This is a genomic window from Pseudonocardia sp. Cha107L01 (assembly GCF_052566575.1).
In genome coordinates this window covers 1082609-1101918 of the sequence record NZ_CP199579.1, presented here as the reverse complement: position 1 = coordinate 1101918, position 19310 = coordinate 1082609, and the positions used below count along the sequence as shown (strand labels likewise).

General features: G+C 70.4%; 16 protein-coding genes. 8 read left to right on the top strand and 8 right to left on the bottom strand.

Going from position 1 to position 19310, the window contains the following annotated elements; all coding sequences use genetic code 11:
• Positions 1-22 precede the first annotated feature (22 nt).
• The gene (locus ACTXG6_RS05270) at positions 23-1345 is read left to right on the top strand and encodes an aminotransferase-like domain-containing protein (protein ID WP_445186632.1); all 1323 of its coding nucleotides are present in this window, start codon (positions 23-25) and stop codon (positions 1343-1345) included.
• A 33-nt stretch (positions 1346-1378) separates the two neighbouring features.
• Positions 1379-2323 carry a D-alanine--D-alanine ligase family protein gene (locus ACTXG6_RS05265; protein WP_445186631.1) on the top strand — a complete coding sequence of 315 codons (945 nt, stop codon included), beginning with the start codon at positions 1379-1381 and terminating at the stop codon, positions 2321-2323.
• Between the two features lie 641 nt (positions 2324-2964).
• Here the strand turns inward: ACTXG6_RS05265 and ACTXG6_RS05260 are convergent.
• The 8 genes from ACTXG6_RS05260 to rpmH form a co-directional block, all read right to left on the bottom strand.
• Entirely contained in the window at positions 2965-3933 is a 969-nt protein-coding gene (locus ACTXG6_RS05260; RefSeq protein WP_445186630.1) for a ParB/RepB/Spo0J family partition protein, read from the bottom strand.
• The gene (locus ACTXG6_RS05255) at positions 3930-4805 is read right to left on the bottom strand and encodes a ParA family protein (protein WP_445186629.1); all 876 of its coding nucleotides are present in this window, start codon (positions 4803-4805) and stop codon (positions 3930-3932) included. Before ACTXG6_RS05255 ends, ACTXG6_RS05260 begins: the two co-directional genes overlap by 4 nt.
• Positions 4806-5002: 197 nt before the next feature.
• On the bottom strand, positions 5003-5896 hold the full coding sequence (rsmG, locus tag ACTXG6_RS05250) for a 16S rRNA (guanine(527)-N(7))-methyltransferase RsmG (RefSeq protein ID WP_445186628.1): 894 nt from the start codon (positions 5894-5896) through the stop codon (positions 5003-5005).
• Positions 5897-7222: 1326 nt separating this feature from the next.
• Positions 7223-7801, bottom strand: coding sequence for a Jag family protein (locus tag ACTXG6_RS05245; protein ID WP_445186627.1), 579 nt, complete (start codon positions 7799-7801; stop codon positions 7223-7225).
• A gap of 104 nt (positions 7802-7905) precedes the next feature.
• Positions 7906-9000, bottom strand: coding sequence for a membrane protein insertase YidC (gene yidC / locus ACTXG6_RS05240; RefSeq protein WP_445186626.1), 1095 nt, complete (start codon positions 8998-9000; stop codon positions 7906-7908).
• Positions 8994-9299 carry a membrane protein insertion efficiency factor YidD gene (yidD, locus tag ACTXG6_RS05235; protein ID WP_445186625.1) on the bottom strand — a complete coding sequence of 102 codons (306 nt, stop codon included), beginning with the start codon at positions 9297-9299 and terminating at the stop codon, positions 8994-8996. Before yidD ends, yidC begins: the two co-directional genes overlap by 7 nt.
• Positions 9296-9796 (bottom strand): ribonuclease P protein component, encoded by a 501-nt coding sequence (gene rnpA / locus ACTXG6_RS05230; protein ID WP_445186624.1) that lies wholly within the window; start codon positions 9794-9796, stop codon positions 9296-9298. Before rnpA ends, yidD begins: the two co-directional genes overlap by 4 nt.
• Positions 9797-9812: 16 nt before the next feature.
• The gene (gene rpmH / locus ACTXG6_RS05225) at positions 9813-9956 is read right to left on the bottom strand and encodes a 50S ribosomal protein L34 (protein WP_028924291.1); all 144 of its coding nucleotides are present in this window, start codon (positions 9954-9956) and stop codon (positions 9813-9815) included.
• Between the two features lie 478 nt (positions 9957-10434).
• Here rpmH and dnaA point away from each other — a divergent pair, with 478 nt between their 5' ends.
• The 6 genes from dnaA (at position 10435) to gyrB (ending at position 19244) form a co-directional block, all read left to right on the top strand.
• Positions 10435-12201 (top strand): chromosomal replication initiator protein DnaA, encoded by a 1767-nt coding sequence (gene dnaA, locus ACTXG6_RS05220; RefSeq protein ID WP_445186623.1) that lies wholly within the window; start codon positions 10435-10437, stop codon positions 12199-12201.
• Positions 12202-12893: 692 nt separating this feature from the next.
• On the top strand, positions 12894-14051 hold the full coding sequence (dnaN, locus tag ACTXG6_RS05215; protein ID WP_445186622.1) for a DNA polymerase III subunit beta: 1158 nt from the start codon (positions 12894-12896) through the stop codon (positions 14049-14051).
• Between the two features lie 70 nt (positions 14052-14121).
• On the top strand, positions 14122-15036 hold the full coding sequence (gene gnd / locus ACTXG6_RS05210) for a phosphogluconate dehydrogenase (NAD(+)-dependent, decarboxylating) (protein ID WP_445186621.1): 915 nt from the start codon (positions 14122-14124) through the stop codon (positions 15034-15036).
• 16 nt (positions 15037-15052) lie between these two features.
• On the top strand, positions 15053-16228 hold the full coding sequence (gene recF / locus ACTXG6_RS05205; RefSeq protein ID WP_445186620.1) for a DNA replication/repair protein RecF: 1176 nt from the start codon (positions 15053-15055) through the stop codon (positions 16226-16228).
• A gap of 239 nt (positions 16229-16467) precedes the next feature.
• Entirely contained in the window at positions 16468-16962 is a 495-nt protein-coding gene (locus ACTXG6_RS05200; protein WP_445189918.1) for a DUF721 domain-containing protein, read from the top strand.
• A 299-nt stretch (positions 16963-17261) separates the two neighbouring features.
• Positions 17262-19244 carry a DNA topoisomerase (ATP-hydrolyzing) subunit B gene (gene gyrB / locus ACTXG6_RS05195; RefSeq protein WP_445186619.1) on the top strand — a complete coding sequence of 661 codons (1983 nt, stop codon included), beginning with the start codon at positions 17262-17264 and terminating at the stop codon, positions 19242-19244.
• Positions 19245-19310 lie beyond the last annotated feature (66 nt).

Genomic DNA, 19310 nt, shown 5'->3' with positions numbered 1-19310 from the left:
ACCCGAAGCCGGGTCGGCAGCTGTGTCCGCACCGGTGCCGGCGCGCCTGCCGGACCTCGCGGACCGCTTCGCATCCCGCACCGAAGGCATGACCGCGTCGGAAATCCGTGCACTGTTTGCCGTGGCCAGCCGCCCGGAGGTGGTTTCGCTGGCCGGCGGCATGCCCAACCTGGCGGCACTGCCGCTGGAGGAGTTGGCCACCGAGGTCGCCGAGCTGATCTCGCGCGACGGGCAGGTCGCGCTGCAGTACGGCTCGGCCCAGGGCGTGCCGCTGCTGCGCGAGCAGATCACCGAGGTGATGGCCGCCGAGGGCATCCGCGCGCACGCCGACGACGTGGTGGTCACCATCGGTTCGCAGATGGCGCTGGACCTGGTGACCAGGATCTTCTGTGATCCAGGTGACATTGTGCTGGCCGAGGGGCCGTCCTACGTCGGCGCGCTCGGCTCGTTCGCCGCGTACCAGGCCCAGGTGAGGCACGTCGCGATGGACGACGACGGCCTGGTGCCGGCCGCGCTGGCCGAGGCGCTGAGCCAGTTGGCCGCGGCCGGGCGGCGGGCGAAGTTCCTGTACACCGTGCCGAACTTCCACAACCCGGCCGGCGTGACGCTCGCGGTGGCCCGCCGGGCGGAGATCCTGGAGCTGTGCCGCCGGTACGACGTGCTGGTGGTCGAGGACAACCCGTACGGGCTGCTCGGCTTCGACGGCCAGACCTACCCGGCGCTGCGCTCGATGGACCCGGACAACGTGATCTACCTCGGGTCGTTCTCCAAGACGTTCGCCTCCGGCCTGCGGGTCGGCTGGGCGCTCGCGCCGCCGGCGGTGCGGGACAAGCTGGTGCTGGCCGCCGAGTCGGCCACCCTGTGCCCGCCGACCTTCAACCAGATGATGGTGTCGCGCTACCTGGCCGGTCACGACTGGCGCGGGCAGGTCAAGTCGTTCCGCGAGATGTACCGGGCGCGGCGCGACGCGATGCTCGGCGCGCTGAGCACCTACCTGCCGGCCGGCTGCCGCTGGACCCACCCCGACGGCGGGTTCTACGTGTGGCTCACCGTGCCGGAGGGCGTGGACACCAAGGCGATGCTGCCCCGTGCGGTGCGTGCCAGGGTCGCCTACGCGTCCGGCACCGGGTTCTACGCCGACGGGCTGGGGAGCCGCCAGCTGCGGCTGTCCTACTGCTACCCGACGCCGGAGCGCATCACCGAGGGGGTCCGGCGGCTGGCCGGCGTGCTGAACGCCGAGCTGGAGGTGCTGCACACCTTCGGGACGCCGGACCGAGCGGCCACTCGGTCAGTCGGCAGCGGCACCCGGCGCGGCCCGCAGACACCCTCTCCGGACACCACCTGAGCACCCGCCACCCGGTGGGCGCAGAATGGCCCGGTGGGTGATCGAACGGTAGCTGTACTGGCCGGAGGCCTTTCCGCCGAGCGGGAGATATCGCTGCGCTCCGGCCGGCGCCTCGCCACCGAGCTGCGCGATGTCGGCACAGTGGTCCATCAGTGGGACGCCGACGCGACGCTGCTGGAGCGGCTGCGCACCGAGCGGCCGGAGGCCGTGGTGATCGCGCTGCACGGCGACGAGGGTGAGAACGGCTCGGTGCAGGCGGTACTCGAGATGCTCGAGGTGCCGTTCGTGGGCACCGACTCCCGGGCCTGCCGCCGCGCCTGGGACAAGCCCACCGCGAAGGCGGAGCTGGCCAGGGCCGGCCTGGCCACCCCGGACTGGGTGGTGCTGCCGCACGCCACGTTCCGCGAGCTCGGCGCCCGCGCGGTGCTGGCGGCCATGGTCGCCCGGCTCGGGCTGCCGCTGATGGTGAAGCCGGACCAGGGCGGGTCAGCGCTGGGCACCCAGGTGGTCCGTGCCGCCGAGGACCTGCCGGCCGCCATGGTCGACTGCCTGGCCTACGGGAACGCGGTGCTCGCCGAGCGCTTCCTGGTCGGTACCGAGGTGGCCATCTCGGTGTGCGCCGACCCGGAGCCCAGGGCGCTGCCGGTGGTGGAGATCTGCGCGAAGGGCGGCGTGTACGACTACACCGCCCGCTACACCCCGGGCGCCACCACGTTCCACTGTCCGGCCCGGTTGCCCGAGCCGGTCCAGCGGGCCGCCGAGCAGGCCGCCCTGGACGCACACCGGCTACTCGGGCTGCGTGACCTGTCCCGTACCGATGCGATCGTCACCGAGGACGGCACCGTGCACGTGCTCGAGGTGAACGTCAGCCCCGGGCTCACCGAGACCTCGCTGCTGCCGATCGCCGCCGCCGCGGCCGGGGAGCACCTCGGCCAACTGTTCAGCGGACTCATCGACGAGGCGATCCGACGCGGCTGACCCGGCACCCGGCTGACCCGGCACCCGGCCGGCCCGCGCCCGGCTGGCCCCGGCACCCGGGTGGCCCGGCTAGCCCGGCACCCGACCGGCCCGGCACCCGGCTGGCCCGGCTAGCCCGGCACCCGACCGGCCCGGCACCCGGGTGGCCCGGCTATCCCGGCACGCGGCTGGCCCGCATCCGGGAGGGCTCCACTGGCCCGACGCGGTTCCGCCCACCCGGCCGCCACAGGCGGGCCTCGGCCACGCGCCCGACACGGCCCGTTTCGCCCCCACCGGCGGGGTACCGGCCACGGCCACGCGCCCGGCCGGCGCGACCCGTCAGGTTGGCCGTGGCCAAGATCCGGATGGCCACATCTTCGCGCGGCCACCCCAATCGGCGTACTGGCCGTGAGCTGGCCATGGGCCGTAGCTACCCCCTGGCCGGCCCCTCTGGCCACGGGTGCTCAACGGTGGCCACAGCGATGGTCAGGGAGGCCGCTGAGACGGCCGGTGTCGCCCCCGAACTGGTCCCGTGACGAGGAGTGCCGGCCACGGTCGATCGATCGGGACGGTGCCCCTCGGGCCGCGGCACCGGGATTCGGCCCGGCCACGAAAATCTGGTCGGGCCCGGAGCCGTGGCCAACCTCGGAGCGGCCGACAGGTCAGTCGGGCGGGGCCATCAGCCCGACGATGCGCTCCAGATCGTCCAGCGAACCAAACTCGACAACGATCTTGCCCTTGCGCTGGCCGAGCTCCACTTTCACCCGGGTGTCGAAAGCATCGGAGAGCCGGTCGGCCACCCGGTCCGCCTCCGGTGGCCGCGGCGCGCGACGTGCCGGGGTGGCCGTCTTCCGGTCGGGTTCGCGCTTGGCCAGCGTGACCGCTTCCTCGGTGGCCCGCACCGACATGCCCTCGGCCACGATGCGGGTGGCCAACTCCTCCTGCCGAGCGGGATCGTCCAGACCGAGCAGCGCGCGTGCATGGCCGGCCGAGATCACCCCGGCGGCAACCCTGCGCTGCACCGCGACCGGCAGCCGCAGCAGCCGGATCATGTTGGTGATCACCGGGCGGCTGCGACCCAGCCGGTCCGCGAGCTGATCGTGCGTCACGCCGAACTCGGCCAGCAGCTGCTCGTAGGCGGCGGCTTCCTCCAGCGGATTGAGCTGGACCCGGTGGATGTTCTCCAACAGCGCGTCGCGGAGCAGCGCGTCGTCCTCGGTCTGCCGCACGATCGCGGGCAGCTGCTCGAGGCCAGCCTGTTGGGCGGCCCGCCAACGGCGCTCGCCCATGATCAGCTGGTACCGGTCCGGCCCGATCTCGCGGACCACGATCGGCTGCAGCAGGCCGAACTCCTTGATGGAGTGGCTCAGCTCGGCCAGCGCTTCCTCGTCGAAGGCGCGGCGCGGTTGCTGCGGGTTCGGTGCGATCGATGCGGTTGCCAGCTCGCGGTAGCTGGCTCCGGCAACCGTGCCACCGGACGACTCACCCGCCGTGCCAGCCGTGGTCGGCGCGCCGGCCACGGTAACCGGATATCTGTCGCCGTTCGTGCCGCCGGACGGCGCCCCGTCCGGCGGGGCGGTGGGAATCAGAGCGGCAAGGCCACGTCCCAAGCCACCCTTGCGTGTGTTCACTGACGCGACTCCGCCTCGCGCTGAGCCGTCACCATCTCGCGGGCCGCGTCCATATAGCTCATCGCACCGCGCGAGCCGGGATCGTATGCCAGCACGGTCTGCCCGAAGCCGGGGGCCTCTGAGACCTTGACGCTGCGCGGGATCACGGTGCGCAGGACCCGCTCGCCGAAGTGCTGGCGGACCTCGTTGGTCACCTGGTCGGCGAGCTTGGTCCGGCCGTCGTACATGGTGAGCAGGATGGTGGAGACGAACAGGTCGCGGTTCAGGTGAGCCCGAACCAGCTCGATGTTGTTCAGCAGCTGACCCAATCCCTCCAGCGCGTAGTACTCGCACTGGATCGGGATCAGCACCTCGGACGTCGCCACGAGCGCGTTCACCGTGAGCAGACCGAGCGAGGGTGGACAGTCGACCAACACGTAGTCGACGTCCAACTCGTCGAGAATGTGCGGTGCCAGCGCCTGCTTGAGTCGCTGCTCGCGGGCCACCATGCTCACCAGCTCGATCTCGGCGCCGGCCAGGTCGATCGTGGCCGGCACGCACAGCAGATCGGGGGACTGGGTGCTCTCTACGGCGGCGTCGGTCAGCGCGATCTCGCCGAGCAGGCACTCGTACACCGACGGAGTCCCGCTGGTGTGCTCGACACCGAGTGCGGTGCTCGCGTTGCCCTGCGGGTCGAGGTCGATCACGAGCACGCGCATGCCGAAGGAGGTGAGCCCGGCCGCGAGGTTCACCGCGCTGGTGGTCTTGCCGACACCACCCTTCTGGTTAGCGATGGTCAGAATCCGTCGCTGCGCTGGTCTCGGCATCGACGGGGCACCCGGGTGTAGTACCCGGGCGGCCCGCTCGGCCTCCTCAGCGATGGGAGTCCACATGTACTCCTCCGATGACGATTGAATGGGAGCGCCGGCGTGGAGCCGGGCCTGGGAGCTCTGGTCGGCTGCCGGAACTGCTGGGCCGGCGGCGGACGTTTCACGTGAAACATCGGGGTTCCGGTCGTGGCCGCGGTCGTGGGGACGACCATCAGACCCATCACCGAAGGCTCGCCCGCCGTCCGGGGGCAACCACACGCTCATCCTTGCCGTCCCCTCGTTCGTCGGGCTTCCCGGGTGCCACGCCGGGCTGCCGTCCGTTCCACGACGACCACAGTGGCCGGCGGATCGACGTGCGTGCCCCCGCATTGGACCACGCGCGGGGCCGACCCTCCAAAGCCACGTACGGCTGCACTGTCACGAATCACTTCAGCGGTCGCCGAGGCACCCTTCATCGCAAGAAGTCGACCACCGGGCCGCAATAAGGGGAGTGCCCAACGGGTCAGCCGGGCCAGTGGTGCGACCGCCCGCGCGGTCACCACGTCGGCGCCGCCCCACTCCTGACGCACGGTCGGCTCCTCGGCGCGACCCCGGACGACGGTCAACGGCAGGCCGAGTTCCTCGAGGACCGAACGCAGCCAGTCGACCCGCCGCGCCAACGGTTCGAGCAGCACGATCTCCAGGTCCGGCCTGGCCAACGCGAGCGGTATGCCGGGCAGCCCGGCGCCGGACCCCATGTCGAGTACCCGCGCCCCCGACTCCACCAGCTCGGCCAGCACCGCGCAGTTGAGCACGTGCCGCTGCCAGACCCGGTCGCCCTCCTTGGGACCGATCAGCCCGTGCGTCACGCCGGTGTCCGCCAACATGGCGACGTACCGCTGAGCCAGTTCCAGGCGATCGCCGAACAGCGCGGCGGCAACCGGGAGCGGATCCGAGTCGTCGTCCGCAACTGCCTGGTAGGAGCTCGCCGGCAGGCCGGACTCAGCGGCAGGACCGGACTCCGGGTCGGCGTCCCGGGGACCGCCGGCCTCGGCGGCCCTGTCGCCCGACTCAGTGCTCGCACTGGGTCCTGAAACCTCAGGCTCCGAACCGCGGGGAATACCTGGACCTCCGGTCGCTGTCACGTCGCTGCCCAGTTCCGACACATCGCGCACTGACGAACCTCCAGAGACCGCCGACTCACTTCCCGCTGTCGCCGCGCGCCGAGCCGCGTTGACGCCGGGGTGGAAACATCATCCGCGACGGACAGGACGCCGCCGCGACTCAACAACACGCAACGGGGCGCCCGCACCCGTAGAGCAAACTCATGGCTCAGCGCCAGCGCCGGGAGCAACGGGCTGCCCCGTCCTCGGTGGCGCGACGGAGCGCCGACCACGCCCGGCCGGGTCAGGCGTGGGCTCCGAGAGGCCGGCCGCCACCCAATCGACGGCCACCACTGACGAGCCGACCGATGCTGGGTCAGCAGGTACCAGGATGCCGCGGAAGCTTGGTTGGTACCGGAGGACCCGTCCTCGCGCCCGGCCGAATCGTCGGTACCGACGCTGCCCTCAGCGCCGTGCACGATCCCCAGTTCACCGCCCGGCCTCAACTCACCCGCCCCCGCCGGGACCGCGCGCCCGGGCGGGTACAGCTCCCCGGCCGACATCGAAGGTTCCGCGTACTGCCCGCTCCGGTCTGTCGACTCGGGGTGCCACGTCGGAGCGTCGGTCCCACCCGCGTCGCCGCCACCGACGAGCTCCCCCCACCTGTCGGCTCCGGCGCTCGGAGTCAGCCAGCCGACCGGGTCCATCCCGCCGGGCCCGCCCCAGGGTCGGCCCGCCGAGCCGACCATCACCGCCGCCGGCTCCGTAGACCCGTGCCGTCGTCCAGGACCGGCTACGCCTCTCGACCCGGCCGAGCGGACGAGCGCAGCCCACCCCGCCAACTCGACCGAACCCGCCGACAAGGCGAGTCCCGCGGAACCGCCTGACTCGGGGGCGCCGGCGAATGCCGCCGATCCCGCCAACTCGACCGGTCCCGCGGCACCTCCCGCACCCACCGGCCCCGACGTTGCGGCCGAGCCGCCGCGCGAACCAACCGAACCCGGCCAACAAACCAAACCCACAGAGCCCGTCAACCCGTCGACCTCACCCGAGCCAGCATCCATCCCCACCCCCGGTGTGCACGCTCGCGGCGCTTCATCCGGCCTACCGGTCACGACGGCAACCCGACCGGAGCGCCAGGAGCGATCCGCCACAGACCGATCCGCCACAGACTGAACCCCAGCCCCCCGACAGGAACCCAACTCGGCAAGGTCCGACCGACCATCGGCTCGCGCACAGTCCACCGCGCCCCGCACCCGTACCACCCCTCAAAACCACCGGACCCTGAAACAGAACAGCGCCCGTCGGTCGGCGACCAGGATCGCCGGACCAGACGGGCGCTGCACGGCAGGAGTTTCACGTGAAACATCGAGCCATCACTGCACCGTTCACAGTCACTCAGGTACGGGGGAAGACCACCACGCGACGACGCGGGTCCTCGCCCTCGCTCTCGCTGAACACACCACGGATCCCGGCCACCGCATCGTGCACGACCTTGCGCTCGAACGGCGTCATCGGGCGCAGCCGGACCGGCTCACCGGTGTTCAGCACGTCCTGCGCCGTCTGCTTGCCGAGCTCCGCCAACTCCGCGCGACGCGCCACCCGCCAGCCGGCGACATCCAGCATGAGTCGGCTGCGAGTACCGGTCGCCTGCTGAACGGCGAGCCGGGTCAACTCCTGCAGTGCCTCCAGCCCGGCACCGCGGTCGCCCACCAGTCGGGCGAGGTCCTCGCCGCCGTCCACGCTGACCACGGCACGACCAGCTTCGACATCGATATCAAGGTCGCCGTCGTAGTCGAGCACGTCGAGCAGCCGCTCGAGGTAGTCGGCCGCGACATCGCCCTCCTTGATCAGCAGCTCCTGCGAGCCAGAGCCGGAGCCAGAGCTCGCGGTCGCCTCGCCGCCCGCTGCCTCGCCGCCCGCCACCTGCTCCGTCTGATCCTGGTCCGCCTGATCAGCCTGTGCGGTCTTCGCCACGATTGCTCCTCTCCGACACATTTCGCACGACGCTACCGGCCGCCCGCCGGTGTAAAACGGTCCGATCGGCGGGGCTCCGGCTCAGCCGTGCACCGCTCGCTCTGCTAGCGCTTACGACTTCGCTTGGTCGGCGCGGATGGCTGGCCATTGCGCTGCGCTGCGGTGCTGTCGCCGTTGCCGGTGACCTCACCCGCCTCGCGCTCGCCGGTGCCGTTCGACTTCGCTGACCCGCTGCTCGACCCGTTCACCTTCGGGGTGCCGTTCGACGCCGGGGCACCGGAACCTGAGCTGTCACCGGCGCGGGCCGGTCCGATCGGCTTGGCACCCGGCTTCTTCTGGCGTGCCGCCGGGGCCGGCTTCTGGCCGACCTTGGGGGCCAGGTTCTTCTGCGTCTCGACCTTGCGGACGACCTTCTCCGCCTCTTCGCGGTCGATCTTGTTGTAGACGATGCGCTGCTGGCCAAGGGTCCAGAGGTTGTTGGAGACCCAGTAGAACAGGATGGCCAGCGGGAGGAACGGGGCACCGATCACGACGCCGATCGGGAACACGTACAGGGTCAGCTTGTTCATGATCGCCGACTGCGGGTTGGCCAGCTGAGCCTCGGTCTGGCGGGCCACCGAGTGTCGCGCGGTGATGTGGGTGAACAGACCGGCCGCGATCATCAGCGGGATCATCACGACCATCATCTGCGGGATCGTCGTGTGGTAGTCGGCCAGCGGCAGTGCGCCGTGGTAGGGGACCACCGACGCGCCGAGCTTCGCGCCGAAGATGCTCGCGTCGTTGAACGATACGACGTCCGCGCGGTCGAAGACGTAGTTCTCCTGCTTGTACGGCTGGAACTCGCGCAGTACGTGGAACAGGCCGATGAACACCGGGACCTGGATCAGCATCGGCAGGCAGCCGCCCACCGGGTTCACCCCGTGCTCGCCCTGCAGCTTCTGCATCTCGGCGGCAAGCTTCTGCTTGTCGTTGCCGTACTTCTTCTTGAGCTTCTGGATCTCCGGGGCGAACTCCTGCATCTTGCGCATGGATCGCACCTGGTGCACGAACGGCTTGTAGAGGATCGCCCGCAGGGTGAAGACCAGGAACACCACCGCGAGCGCCCAGGCGACACCGGTGGAGGGGCCGAACACAAAACCGAAGACCTCATGCCAGAACCAGAGGATCCACGAGACCGGGTAGTAGATGAAATTCAGCACGGAGCTCGCTCCTCGGTGGCGCGTGTTCGTCTAGGTGGCACTGGGTCGAGACCTCCAGGGTGCCAGGGCCCGCAGCGCAGCAGTCGCCATATCGTGAGCGCGCTGCCCCGGAGAAGGCCGTGTACCCGCAGTGCCTCGACCCCGTAAGCACTACAACTCGGATAGAACCGGCAGCTCGGCGGCAGCACCGGCGAGATCACCCGTTGGTAGATCTTGATCAGCCAGATCAGCGGCCAGGCAAGCGGGGAGACCCGGTCCGACCCACCGGCCCGGTCGACGCTCTCCGCTTCCCCGCTCATCGAGAATCAGCGCTGAGCAGCGTGCGCAGGGCCCGGTCGATATCAGCGGCCAACCGAGCCGAGTTCGCGGTGGCCGATTTCGGCAATGCCCGAACCACCAGCCGAGAACCCGGTGGCACCTGATCGAGCCGTTCGCGCAGTACGTGCCGGAGCTTGCGGGCCACCCGATGCCGGACCACCGAGTTGCCCACGGCCTTACTCACCACGAATCCGACCCGAGGCGACGGACCGGCCGACGCATCGCGCGCGCCCAGGTCGGTCGCCCCGGAAGAATCAGCATCGCCAGAAGTCGCCTCGGAAGAAGCAGCCGACGTCGACACAACGGCGTCGGTGGGAGCCGGGGCGCCGACCACCGCCGTACCCGGGGCCGCGGCGCCTCGGACCCGGTCCGGTACGAGGACATGCATTACAACCAGTGTGCGCCCAGCTCGGCGTCCATGCCGGAGCACCGTGGAGAAATCGTCCCGGTGGGTCAACCGGGCAGCGGCCGGAAGCACCGTGTGTCGCGGCCGGTCAGGCGGACAGCTTCTCCCGGCCCTTGCGGCGGCGCGCGGCCAGGATCGCCCGGCCGGCGCGGGTCCGCATGCGGAGCCGGAAGCCGTGGGTGCGCGAACGACGGCGGTTGTTCGGCTGAAACGTGCGCTTGCCCTTGCTCACTTCGCGTTCTCCCGTTCAACGGCGAGTTGGTCTGTGCATACGCCGTCGTTCGACGGACCACGCCGGTCACTCCTGGGAAGAGTGACCGGATGACTGCATGCCACAGCGCGCCGGCTCGCGGCGCGGTTACGTCCAGGGTACGCAGCACGCTTTCGGGTGGTCAAACCGGGTGGCATTCGACCGGTGGCTGTGAGCACCGACGCAACGCCGACCCCGCAGTGGTGTCAATACCTGTCAACACCTGGGCATGGCCGAAGTTGCAGCTTGTGGACGAATGGTCACCTTGTTAGCGTGCCCTCCTTCGTGCTTCGACCCAGGGGAAGTGGCCGCGACCGGGCGCTTCGGCCGCCGGGGGTGCCCAGACACCTCAGCCTCCTCTCCGCGTAGCGTCCCGCGCACAGGTGTGGATAACCCTGTGGACGGCACCGCTGACATCGGTGTTTGGCAAAGGGAATGATCGAGGGGGGAGCGCCGCACGATGGCCGACCAGGCGAACGGCCTTGGCGAGGTCTGGCAGCGGGTCGTCGCCGACCTCTGCCAAGCGCGCGACGGCGGCACCACCGACTCGACCGCGCCGGGGGCCGCGCTCTCCGCCCAGCAGCGCGCCTTCCTACGTCTGACCAGGCCACTCGGCCTGCTCGACGACACCGCACTGCTCGCCGCGCCGACCGAGTTCGCCAAGGACGCCATCGAACGCATCCTGCGCCGGCCGATCAGCGAGGCGCTCGGTCGCCACCTGGGTACCTCGGTCACCTTGGCCGTGGTGGTCGACCCGGCCGCCGCCGCCAGCGGCACCGAGGTCCCCCGCGCCGAGGCCAGCCCCGACGAGCGGTACGACCAGCGCGGGATGGACCAGCGGCCCCGCTACATCGGCGGCCCGGCGCCCACCGGCGCGGATCTCGGTCGCGCCGACATGACCGGCCGACCCGATCTCGGCGTCCGCCCGGACCTGGGCGGTCGCCCGGACCTGGGGAACGGCGGTCCCTACGACCAGCCCGACGATCGGCTCGGTGACCGACTGGGAAACCAGCCGGACCTGGACACCTCACAGACCCGCGAGCAGACCAGGGACTGGGGCGGCCCGCCACCCGGTGGCCCGCGCGAGACACCGCCGCAGCCGGAGAACTGGCCGACCTACTCGGCGCAGGGCGGCTCGAACACCGGCGGGCCGGGCTCGGGCGGCGGCCAGGGTGGCGCACAGGCCAGGCTGACCAGTCGGCTGAACGAGAAGTACACCTTCGACACGTTTGTCATCGGCGCCTCCAACCGGTTCAGCCACGCGGCCGCCGTCGCGGTCGCCGAGGCACCCGCCCGCGCCTACAACCCGCTGTTCATCTGGGGCGAGTCCGGTCTGGGCAAGACGCACCTGCTGCACGCGGTCGGCCACTACGCGCAGCGGCTCTTCCCGGGGATGCGGGTGCGCTACATCTCCACCGAGGAGTTCACCAACGACTTCATCAACAGCCTGCGTGACGACCGCAAGGTGGCGTTCCAGCGCCGCTACCGGGATGTCGACGTGCTACTGGTGGACGACATCCAGTTCCTGGAGGGCAAGGAAGGCACCCAGGAGGAGTTCTTCCACACCTTCAACACGCTGCACAACGCGAACAAGCAGATCGTGGTGTCGAGTGACCGGCCGCCCAAACAGCTGGCCACCCTGGAGGACCGGATGCGCACCCGGTTCGAGTGGGGCCTGATCACCGACATCCAGCCGCCCGAGCTGGAGACCCGGATCGCCATCCTGCGCAAGAAGGCCGCCCAGGACCGCCTCGCCGCACCGGCCGAGGTACTGGAGTTCATCGCCGCCCGGGTCGAGCGCAACATCCGCGAGCTGGAGGGCGCCCTGATCAGGGTCACCGCGTTCGCCTCGCTCAACCGCCAGCCGGTCGACACCCAACTGGCCGAGATCGTGCTGCGGGACCTGATTCCGGACTCGCAGTCCCCGGAGATCACCGCGCCGACGATCATGGCGGTGACCGCCGAGTACTTCGACATGACGCTCGACGAGCTGTGCGGACCCGGTAAGACCAAGGCGGTCGCGCAGGCCCGGCAGATCGCCATGTACCTGTGCCGGGAGCTCACCGACCTGTCTCTGCCCCGGATCGGCCAGACGTTCGGCGGTCGTGACCACACCACGGTCATGCACGCGGACAAGAAGATCCGGAACGAGATCGCCCAGCGGCGCAAGACGTTCGAGCAGGTCCAGGAGCTCACCGCGCGTATCAAGCAGCGCGCGAGGTCCTGAGTTCACCCCCCGTTCACGACACGGAGTAATCGATCACACCCCGCGGCACACTCGACCGCGTTGATTTCGCCGCGACCCGATCCAGGCGAAGCCCAGGCGAGTCGTCGCGCTGTGTAAGCATCGGCAACCCTCCACCCACACTTGGGGATAACTCTGTGGATGGTTCCTCGGCGATTCGGCCGAACGTCCGTGGAGCATCCGCCCCCAACCCGTGGACTACTCGGCCCCGAGCGGTGGAGCGATTGGGGTCAACCGGGGATGACTGGGGACGGACCGGGGGACAGCGGAGGGTTATCCACCGACCCCCTCAAGCTGTCCGCAGCCGAGCTGTCCGGTTGTCCCCATCGCGACACGCCACCTGAGCAGGCCCGATGGCAAGCTTCCCCAGTATCCACAACCCCTACTGCTACGACTGTATTTCTCTTCTCCAAAGGAGAAATACAGAAACAACGCTGTGCACGGTGTGCTCCTCGGCCGGCGGACCCGGCCGAGGCTCGGTGCTCCGGACCGGTGGTCCCGACCGGCCTCGAACCCGTCGCCGGACCGATCGGCATGCCCGGCGTCGGCCCGTTCAGGCGCAGGCTCTACGGTTGTGCCCCTAGCAAGCCGCGCTGCTCCCGCCGCAGGGTGTGGATCGAGCCTGCCGCGGGGTCACTGGCCGTGAATGGCTGCTTGGGGTGAAGAGGTCCGCCATGAAGTTCCGGGTCGAACGAGACGCGTTGGCCGACGGAGTTGCCTGGGTGGCACGCAGCCTGCCGGCCAGGCCACCGGTTCCCGTCCTCGGCGGGGTACTGCTGGAAGCCGGCACCGGAGGTGTGGACGGCAACGGCCAGGGGCTGACCGTCTCCGGCTTCGACTACGAGGTGTCCACCAGGGTCGAGGTCGAGGCCTCGGTCGGTTCGGCGGACCGGGCACTGGTGTCCGGGCGGCTGCTCGCCGACATCACCAAGTCGCTGCCTCCTCATCCGGTCGACGTCTCGGTCGACGGTTCCCGGGCCACCATCACCTGCGGCAGCGCCCGGTTCAGCCTGCCGACCATGCCGGTGGAGGACTACCCGAAACTCCCCGACATGCCACAGCTCGCCGGCTCGGTTCGCCCGGACGTGTTCGCCCAGGCGGTCACCCAGGTCGCGGTGGCCGCCGGCAAGGACGACACGCTGCCGATGCTCACCGGGATCCGGCTGGAGATCGAGGGCACCAAGCTGACCATGGCCGCCACCGACCGGTTCCGGCTGGCGGTCCGCGAGCTGGAGTGGGAGCCGGGCGACGCCGGCATCAGCACCGCCGTCCTGGTACCGGCCCGGACGCTGGCCGACGCGGCGAAGACGCTCACCGGCAAGGACGCCGTGCAGCTGGCCCTCGCCGACCGCGACGGCATGCTCGGGTTGGCCGGCAACGGCCGGCGGACCACCACCCGGCTGCTGGACGCGGAGTTCCCCAAGTACCGCCAGCTGCTGCCCACCGACCACACCTCGGCGGCGATCCTCGAGGTCGCCCCGCTGCTCGAGGCGATCAAGCGCGTGTCCCTGGTCGCGGACCGCGGCGCGCAGGTCCGGATGGAGTTCACCGAAGGTTCACTGCGGTTGACCGCGGGTGGCGACGACGAGGGCAGCGCGGAGGAGCAACTCAGCTGCGAGCTCGACGGCGAGCCGCTGACCATTGCATTCAACCCCGGATACCTGCTGGACGGGCTGACTGCGCTGCACACCGAGCGCGCCCACCTCGGGTTCACCACCCCGAGCCGACCGGCGTTGGCCCGCCCCGTTTCGAGTGACGATGCGACCGCCGCGAATCCGGGCCACGCGTCGGGGTACGTGCATCTGCTGATGCCGGTACGGTTGCCTGGATAACTCGTCGGCGGTCGCCTACCCGGCGGCGTGGCGAGACACATTCTGCTGGGCATTCGCGATGGGAGCGGTAATGCAGCTTGGGCTGGTGGGCCTTGGGCGCATGGGCGGCAACATGGCCGAACGTCTCCGGGCGGCCGGGCACGACGTGGTCGGTTACGACCCGCATGCCGAGGCCAGCAATGTGTCGTCGTTGGCCGAGTTGGTCGAGAAGCTGGCGGCCCCGAGGATCGTCTGGATCATGGTGCCCGCCGGCGACCCGACCAGGGACACGGTCGCCCAGCTCGGCGACCTGCTCGCCGAGGGCGACATGGTGATCGACGGTGGCAACTCCCGGTTCACCGACGACCAGAAGAACGCCGCGCTGCTCGCCGAGAAGTCGGTGCACTACGTCGACTGCGGGGTGTCCGGCGGGGTGTGGGGCCGCGAGGTCGGCTACGGGCTGATGTGCGGCGGCTCGAAGGAGGACGTCGAGCGCGCCATGCCCATCTTCGACGGGCTGCGGCCGGAGGGCCCCCGCGAGGAGGGCTTCGTGCACGCCGGGCCGGTGGGCGCCGGGCACTACTCGAAGATGGTGCACAACGGCATCGAGTACGGCCTGATGCAGGCCTACGCCGAGGGTTACGAGCTGCTGCTGGCCAAGGACCTGGTGGAGGACGTGCCGGGTGTGGTCAAGGCCTGGTCGCGCGGCACGGTCGTGCGCTCCTGGCTGCTGGACCTGCTGGTCCGCGCGCTGGACGAGGACCCGGGTCTTGCCGAGCTGGACGCCTACGTCGACGACTCCGGCGAGGGCCGCTGGACCGTCGAGGAGGCCATCGATCTCCGGGTGCCGATGCCGGCCATCTCGGCCGCGCTGTTCGCCCGGTTCGCCTCCCGCCAGGATGCGTCGCCGGCGATGAAGGCCGTCGCCGCCCTGCGCCAGCAGTTCGGCGGGCACGCGGTCCGGCACGGTGGGGCGGAGTCGGCCACCCTGTCGCGCCCGAGCTGAACGCGCCGGCGGACGGGTGTACCTGAGCCGGCTGGCGGTCACCGACTTCCGGTCCTGGCCGTCCGCCGACCTGACCCTGGTGCCCGGGGTGAGCGTGTTGGTCGGCCCCAACGGCGTTGGCAAGACCAACCTGATGGAGGCGGTCGGTTACCTGGCCACCTTCGGCTCACACCGGGTGGCCACCGATGCGCCGCTGGTCCGCCGGGGTGCCGATCGCGCGGTGGTGCGGGGCCTGGTGGTCCGGGACGGTCGCGAGCTGGCGGTCGAGGTCGAGATCACCCCGGGCAAGGCCAACCGGGCCAGGGTGAACCGGGCCCAGCTGCCCCGGGCCCGCGAGGCGCTGGGCATCGTGCGCAGCGTGCTGTTCGCCCCGGAGGACCTGGCGCTGGTCCGGGGCGACCCCGGGGAGCGCCGGCGGTTCCTGGACGACCTGCTGGTCAGCCGGTGGCCTCGGTTCGCCGGTATCCGCGCGGACTACGACCGGGTGGTGCGGCAGCGCTCGGCGTTGCTCAAGACCGCCCGCGCGGCCGGTGACCTGCGCACCCTGGACTCCTGGGACGGGCACCTGGCGCGGCACGGTGCGGCGCTGCTGGCCGGGCGACTTCGGTTGGCCGCCGAGCTGGCCGGCCCGGTCCGGGACGCCTACGCCGAGGTGGCACCGGAGTCGCCGCCGATCGAGCTGCGCTACCGGTGCAGCGTGCCCGACGTCGGGGTGCCCGGTGCCGGAGACTCGGGGGCGGTGCCGACGGGGGTGCCGACCGGGGTGCCGGAGGACACCGACGCCGGCGCGCTGGAGGAGGCACTGCTGGCCGAGCTCACCAAGGTGCGCAAGCAGGAGATCGAGCGCGGTGTCTGCCTGGTCGGGCCGCACCGCGACGACCTGGAGCTGCGCCTCGGTGACGGGCCGGCGAAGGGCTACGCCAGCCACGGCGAGTCCTGGTCACTGGCGCTCTCGCTGCGCCTCGGGTCGTTCGAGCTGCTGCGCGGCGACCCCGGTGACTCGACCGACCCGATCCTGATCCTGGACGACGTCTTCGCCGAACTGGACGCCCGGCGGCGGCGTGCGCTCGCCGAGTTGGCGGTGCGGGCGGAGCAGGTACTGGTGACCGCGGCAGTGCCCGACGACGTGCCGGAGAAACTCCGGGGCGCTTGGTTCAATATCGAATCGGGCCAGGTAACCGGCCCGGCCTAGCCGGAACGCGCGCGACAGGCGATGTGGACAACACTGTGGATACTGTGGATAACTCCGGACCAGCTGGGGACGCCGACGGCTCCGAACCGCCCGCCGCGGACCGCGGACCGCTCAACCCGCGCTCTCAGTCTGAGGTTGTCCTCAGGCCTGGGGATGGTTCCGAGGGACCGCCGGTCGCACAGCGTGACAACGACACGCCCAGTCCCACCGGTCCCAAGCCCGGCGCGTCGGGGTCGGACCTGGCGCGCGACGCGCTGCGGGCCGCCCAGGCGGCCGCTGCCGCCCGCGGCCACCGTCCCGGCGCGGCGACCACGGGCAAGTGGCGGCGCAGCAGCCGGGGCGCGCGGCGACGCGGTTGGTCCGGCTCCGGCGCTGACGACCGGGACCCCCAGCCGCTGGGTCGGCTCGCCGCCAAGATGGCGAAGAGCCAGGGCTGGAACGAGCAGCTGGTCTCGGCGTCGGTGTTCGGCCGCTGGGCCGAGCTGGTCGGCGCCGACGTGGCCGAGCACGCCACCCCGATCAGCCTCAAGGACGGGGAGCTGACGGTGGCCGCCAGCTCGACCGCCTGGGCCACCCAGCTGCGTACCCTGCAGCGCCAGCTGCTCGGCAAGATCGCCGCTGGTCTCGGGCCCAACGTGGTGCGCCGGATGAAGATCCAAGGGCCGTCGGCGCCGACCTGGCGCAAGGGTCCCCGGCACGCGCCGGGGCGCGGCCCGCGCGACACCTACGGCTGAGTTCCCTCCGGTGGTTGACACCTCACGGAACCCGCGGGAGGCCGCAGGAGGCGGTTTCAGGGCGCGCTGTGACGGCGAGGGCCACTTTCGAGGAGCTTTTCGGGCTAACTGACCCGTCCCGGTCGCCGATCGGGCTTCTGTGTGCGTTCTAGGGGTGTCCTAGGCGTACTTCTCGTCGGTCCGACCAGTAAGATGTAAGTGGGAGGGTTTCCGCGGCCCCGATTTCCGCGTGACCACCCCCGGTCGAGGCATCGAGCAGCCCGACCGGTTCGTACCCAGGCAAGGAGACGTGCAGGTCCGTGGCTGTCCCGAAGAAGAACGCCTACAGTGCATCCTCGATCACCGTGCTGGAGGGCCTGGAAGCGGTCCGCAAGCGGCCCGGTATGTACATCGGTTCAACCGGTGAGCGTGGTCTGCACCACCTGGTCTGGGAGGTCGTGGACAACGCGGTCGACGAGGCGATGGCCGGCTACGCCACCCGGGTCGAGGTCACCCTCCGGTCCGACGGCTCGGTCTCGGTCAAGGACGACGGCCGCGGCATCCCGGTGGACATGCACCCGGTGGAGAAGGTGCCAGCCATCGAGGTGGTGCTCACCCGGCTGCACGCCGGCGGCAAGTTCGACGACAAGTCCTACGCGGTCTCCGGCGGTCTGCACGGCGTGGGTGTGAGCGTGGTCAACGCGCTGTCCACCGCGCTGGACGTGGAGATCCACCGGGACGGCGTGGTGTGGCGCCAGCACTACGAGCGCTCGGTGCCGGGCCAGCTGCGCAAGGGCGAGGCGACCAAGACCAACGGCACCATCCTCACCTACTGGGCCGACGACACGATCTTCGAGACCACCACGTACAACATCGAGACGATCTCCCGGCGGCTGCAGGAGATGGCGTTCCTGAACAAGGGGCTGACCATCGTGCTGCGCGACGAGCGCAACGGGCACCCGGCCGAGGAGGAGGAGCCCGACGCCGAGGGCTACGTGGCCAAGGTCAAGGAGCAGACGTTCTGCTACCCGGGCGGCCTCGAGGACTTCGTGGCGCACCTGAACCGGAGCAAGGAGCCGATCCACAAGAAGGTGGTCTCCTTCCAGGCCGCCGGCGACCAGCACCAGCTCGAGGTCGCGATGCAGTGGAACTCCAGCTACAGCGAGTCGGTGTACACGTTCGCCAACACCATCAACACCCACGAGGGCGGCACCCACGAGGAGGGCTTCCGCGCCGCGCTGACCTCCACGGTCAACCGCTACGCGCGGGAGAAGAAGCTGCTCAAGGAGAAGGACCCGGCACTGACCGGCGACGACATCCGCGAGGGCCTCGCCGCGATCGTCTCGGTCAAGGTCAAGGAGCCCCAGTTCGAGGGGCAGACCAAGACCAAGCTGGGCAACACCGAGGTCAAGTCGTTCGTGCAGCGGGTGTGCAACGAGTGGCTGGCCGACTGGCTGGACCGCAACCCGGCCGACGCCAAGACCATCCTGAACAAGGCGGTCTCCTCGGCGCAGGCCCGGATGGCCGCTCGCAAGGCCCGCGAGCTGGTCCGCCGCAAGTCCGCCGGCGACCTGGGTGGGCTGCCCGGCAAGCTGGCCGACTGCCGCTCCACCGACCCGATCCGCTCCGAGGTCTACATCGTCGAGGGCGACTCGGCCGGCGGCTCGGCCAAGTCCGGTCGGGACTCGATGTTCCAGGCGATCCTGCCGATCCGGGGCAAGATCATCAACGTGGAGAAGGCCCGGATCGACCGGGTGCTGAAGAACACCGAGGTCCAGGCCATCATCACCGCGCTGGGCACCGGCATCCACGACGAGTTCGACCTGGCCAAGCTGCGCTACCACAAGATCGTGCTGATGGCCGATGCCGACGTGGACGGCCAGCACATCCAGACCCTGCTGCTGACCCTGCTGTTCCGGTTCATGCGTCCGCTGATCGAGCACGGCCACGTGTTCCTCGCCAAGCCGCCGCTCTACAAGATCAAGTGGGGCGGTCGGGGATCCGAGCCGGAGTTCGCCTACTCCGACCGGGAGCGCGACGGGCTGATCGAGGCCGGGCGCGCGGCAGGCAAGAGGATCCCCAAGGAAGAGGGTGTGCAGCGCTACAAGGGCCTCGGCGAGATGAACGCCAAGGAGCTGTGGGAGACCACCATGGACCCGGCGGTCCGGCTGCTCATGCGCGTCACCCTCGACGACGCGGCCACCGCGGACGAGCTGTTCTCGATCCTGATGGGCGAGGACGTGGAGTCGCGGCGTTCGTTCATCACCCGCAACGCGAAGGATGTCCGGTTCCTCGACGTGTGACGGGCCGGTAGGTCCGCGCGCCGAACCGCGCCATCAGCAGAGCCAGCCGTACGAGTAGAAGAAGGA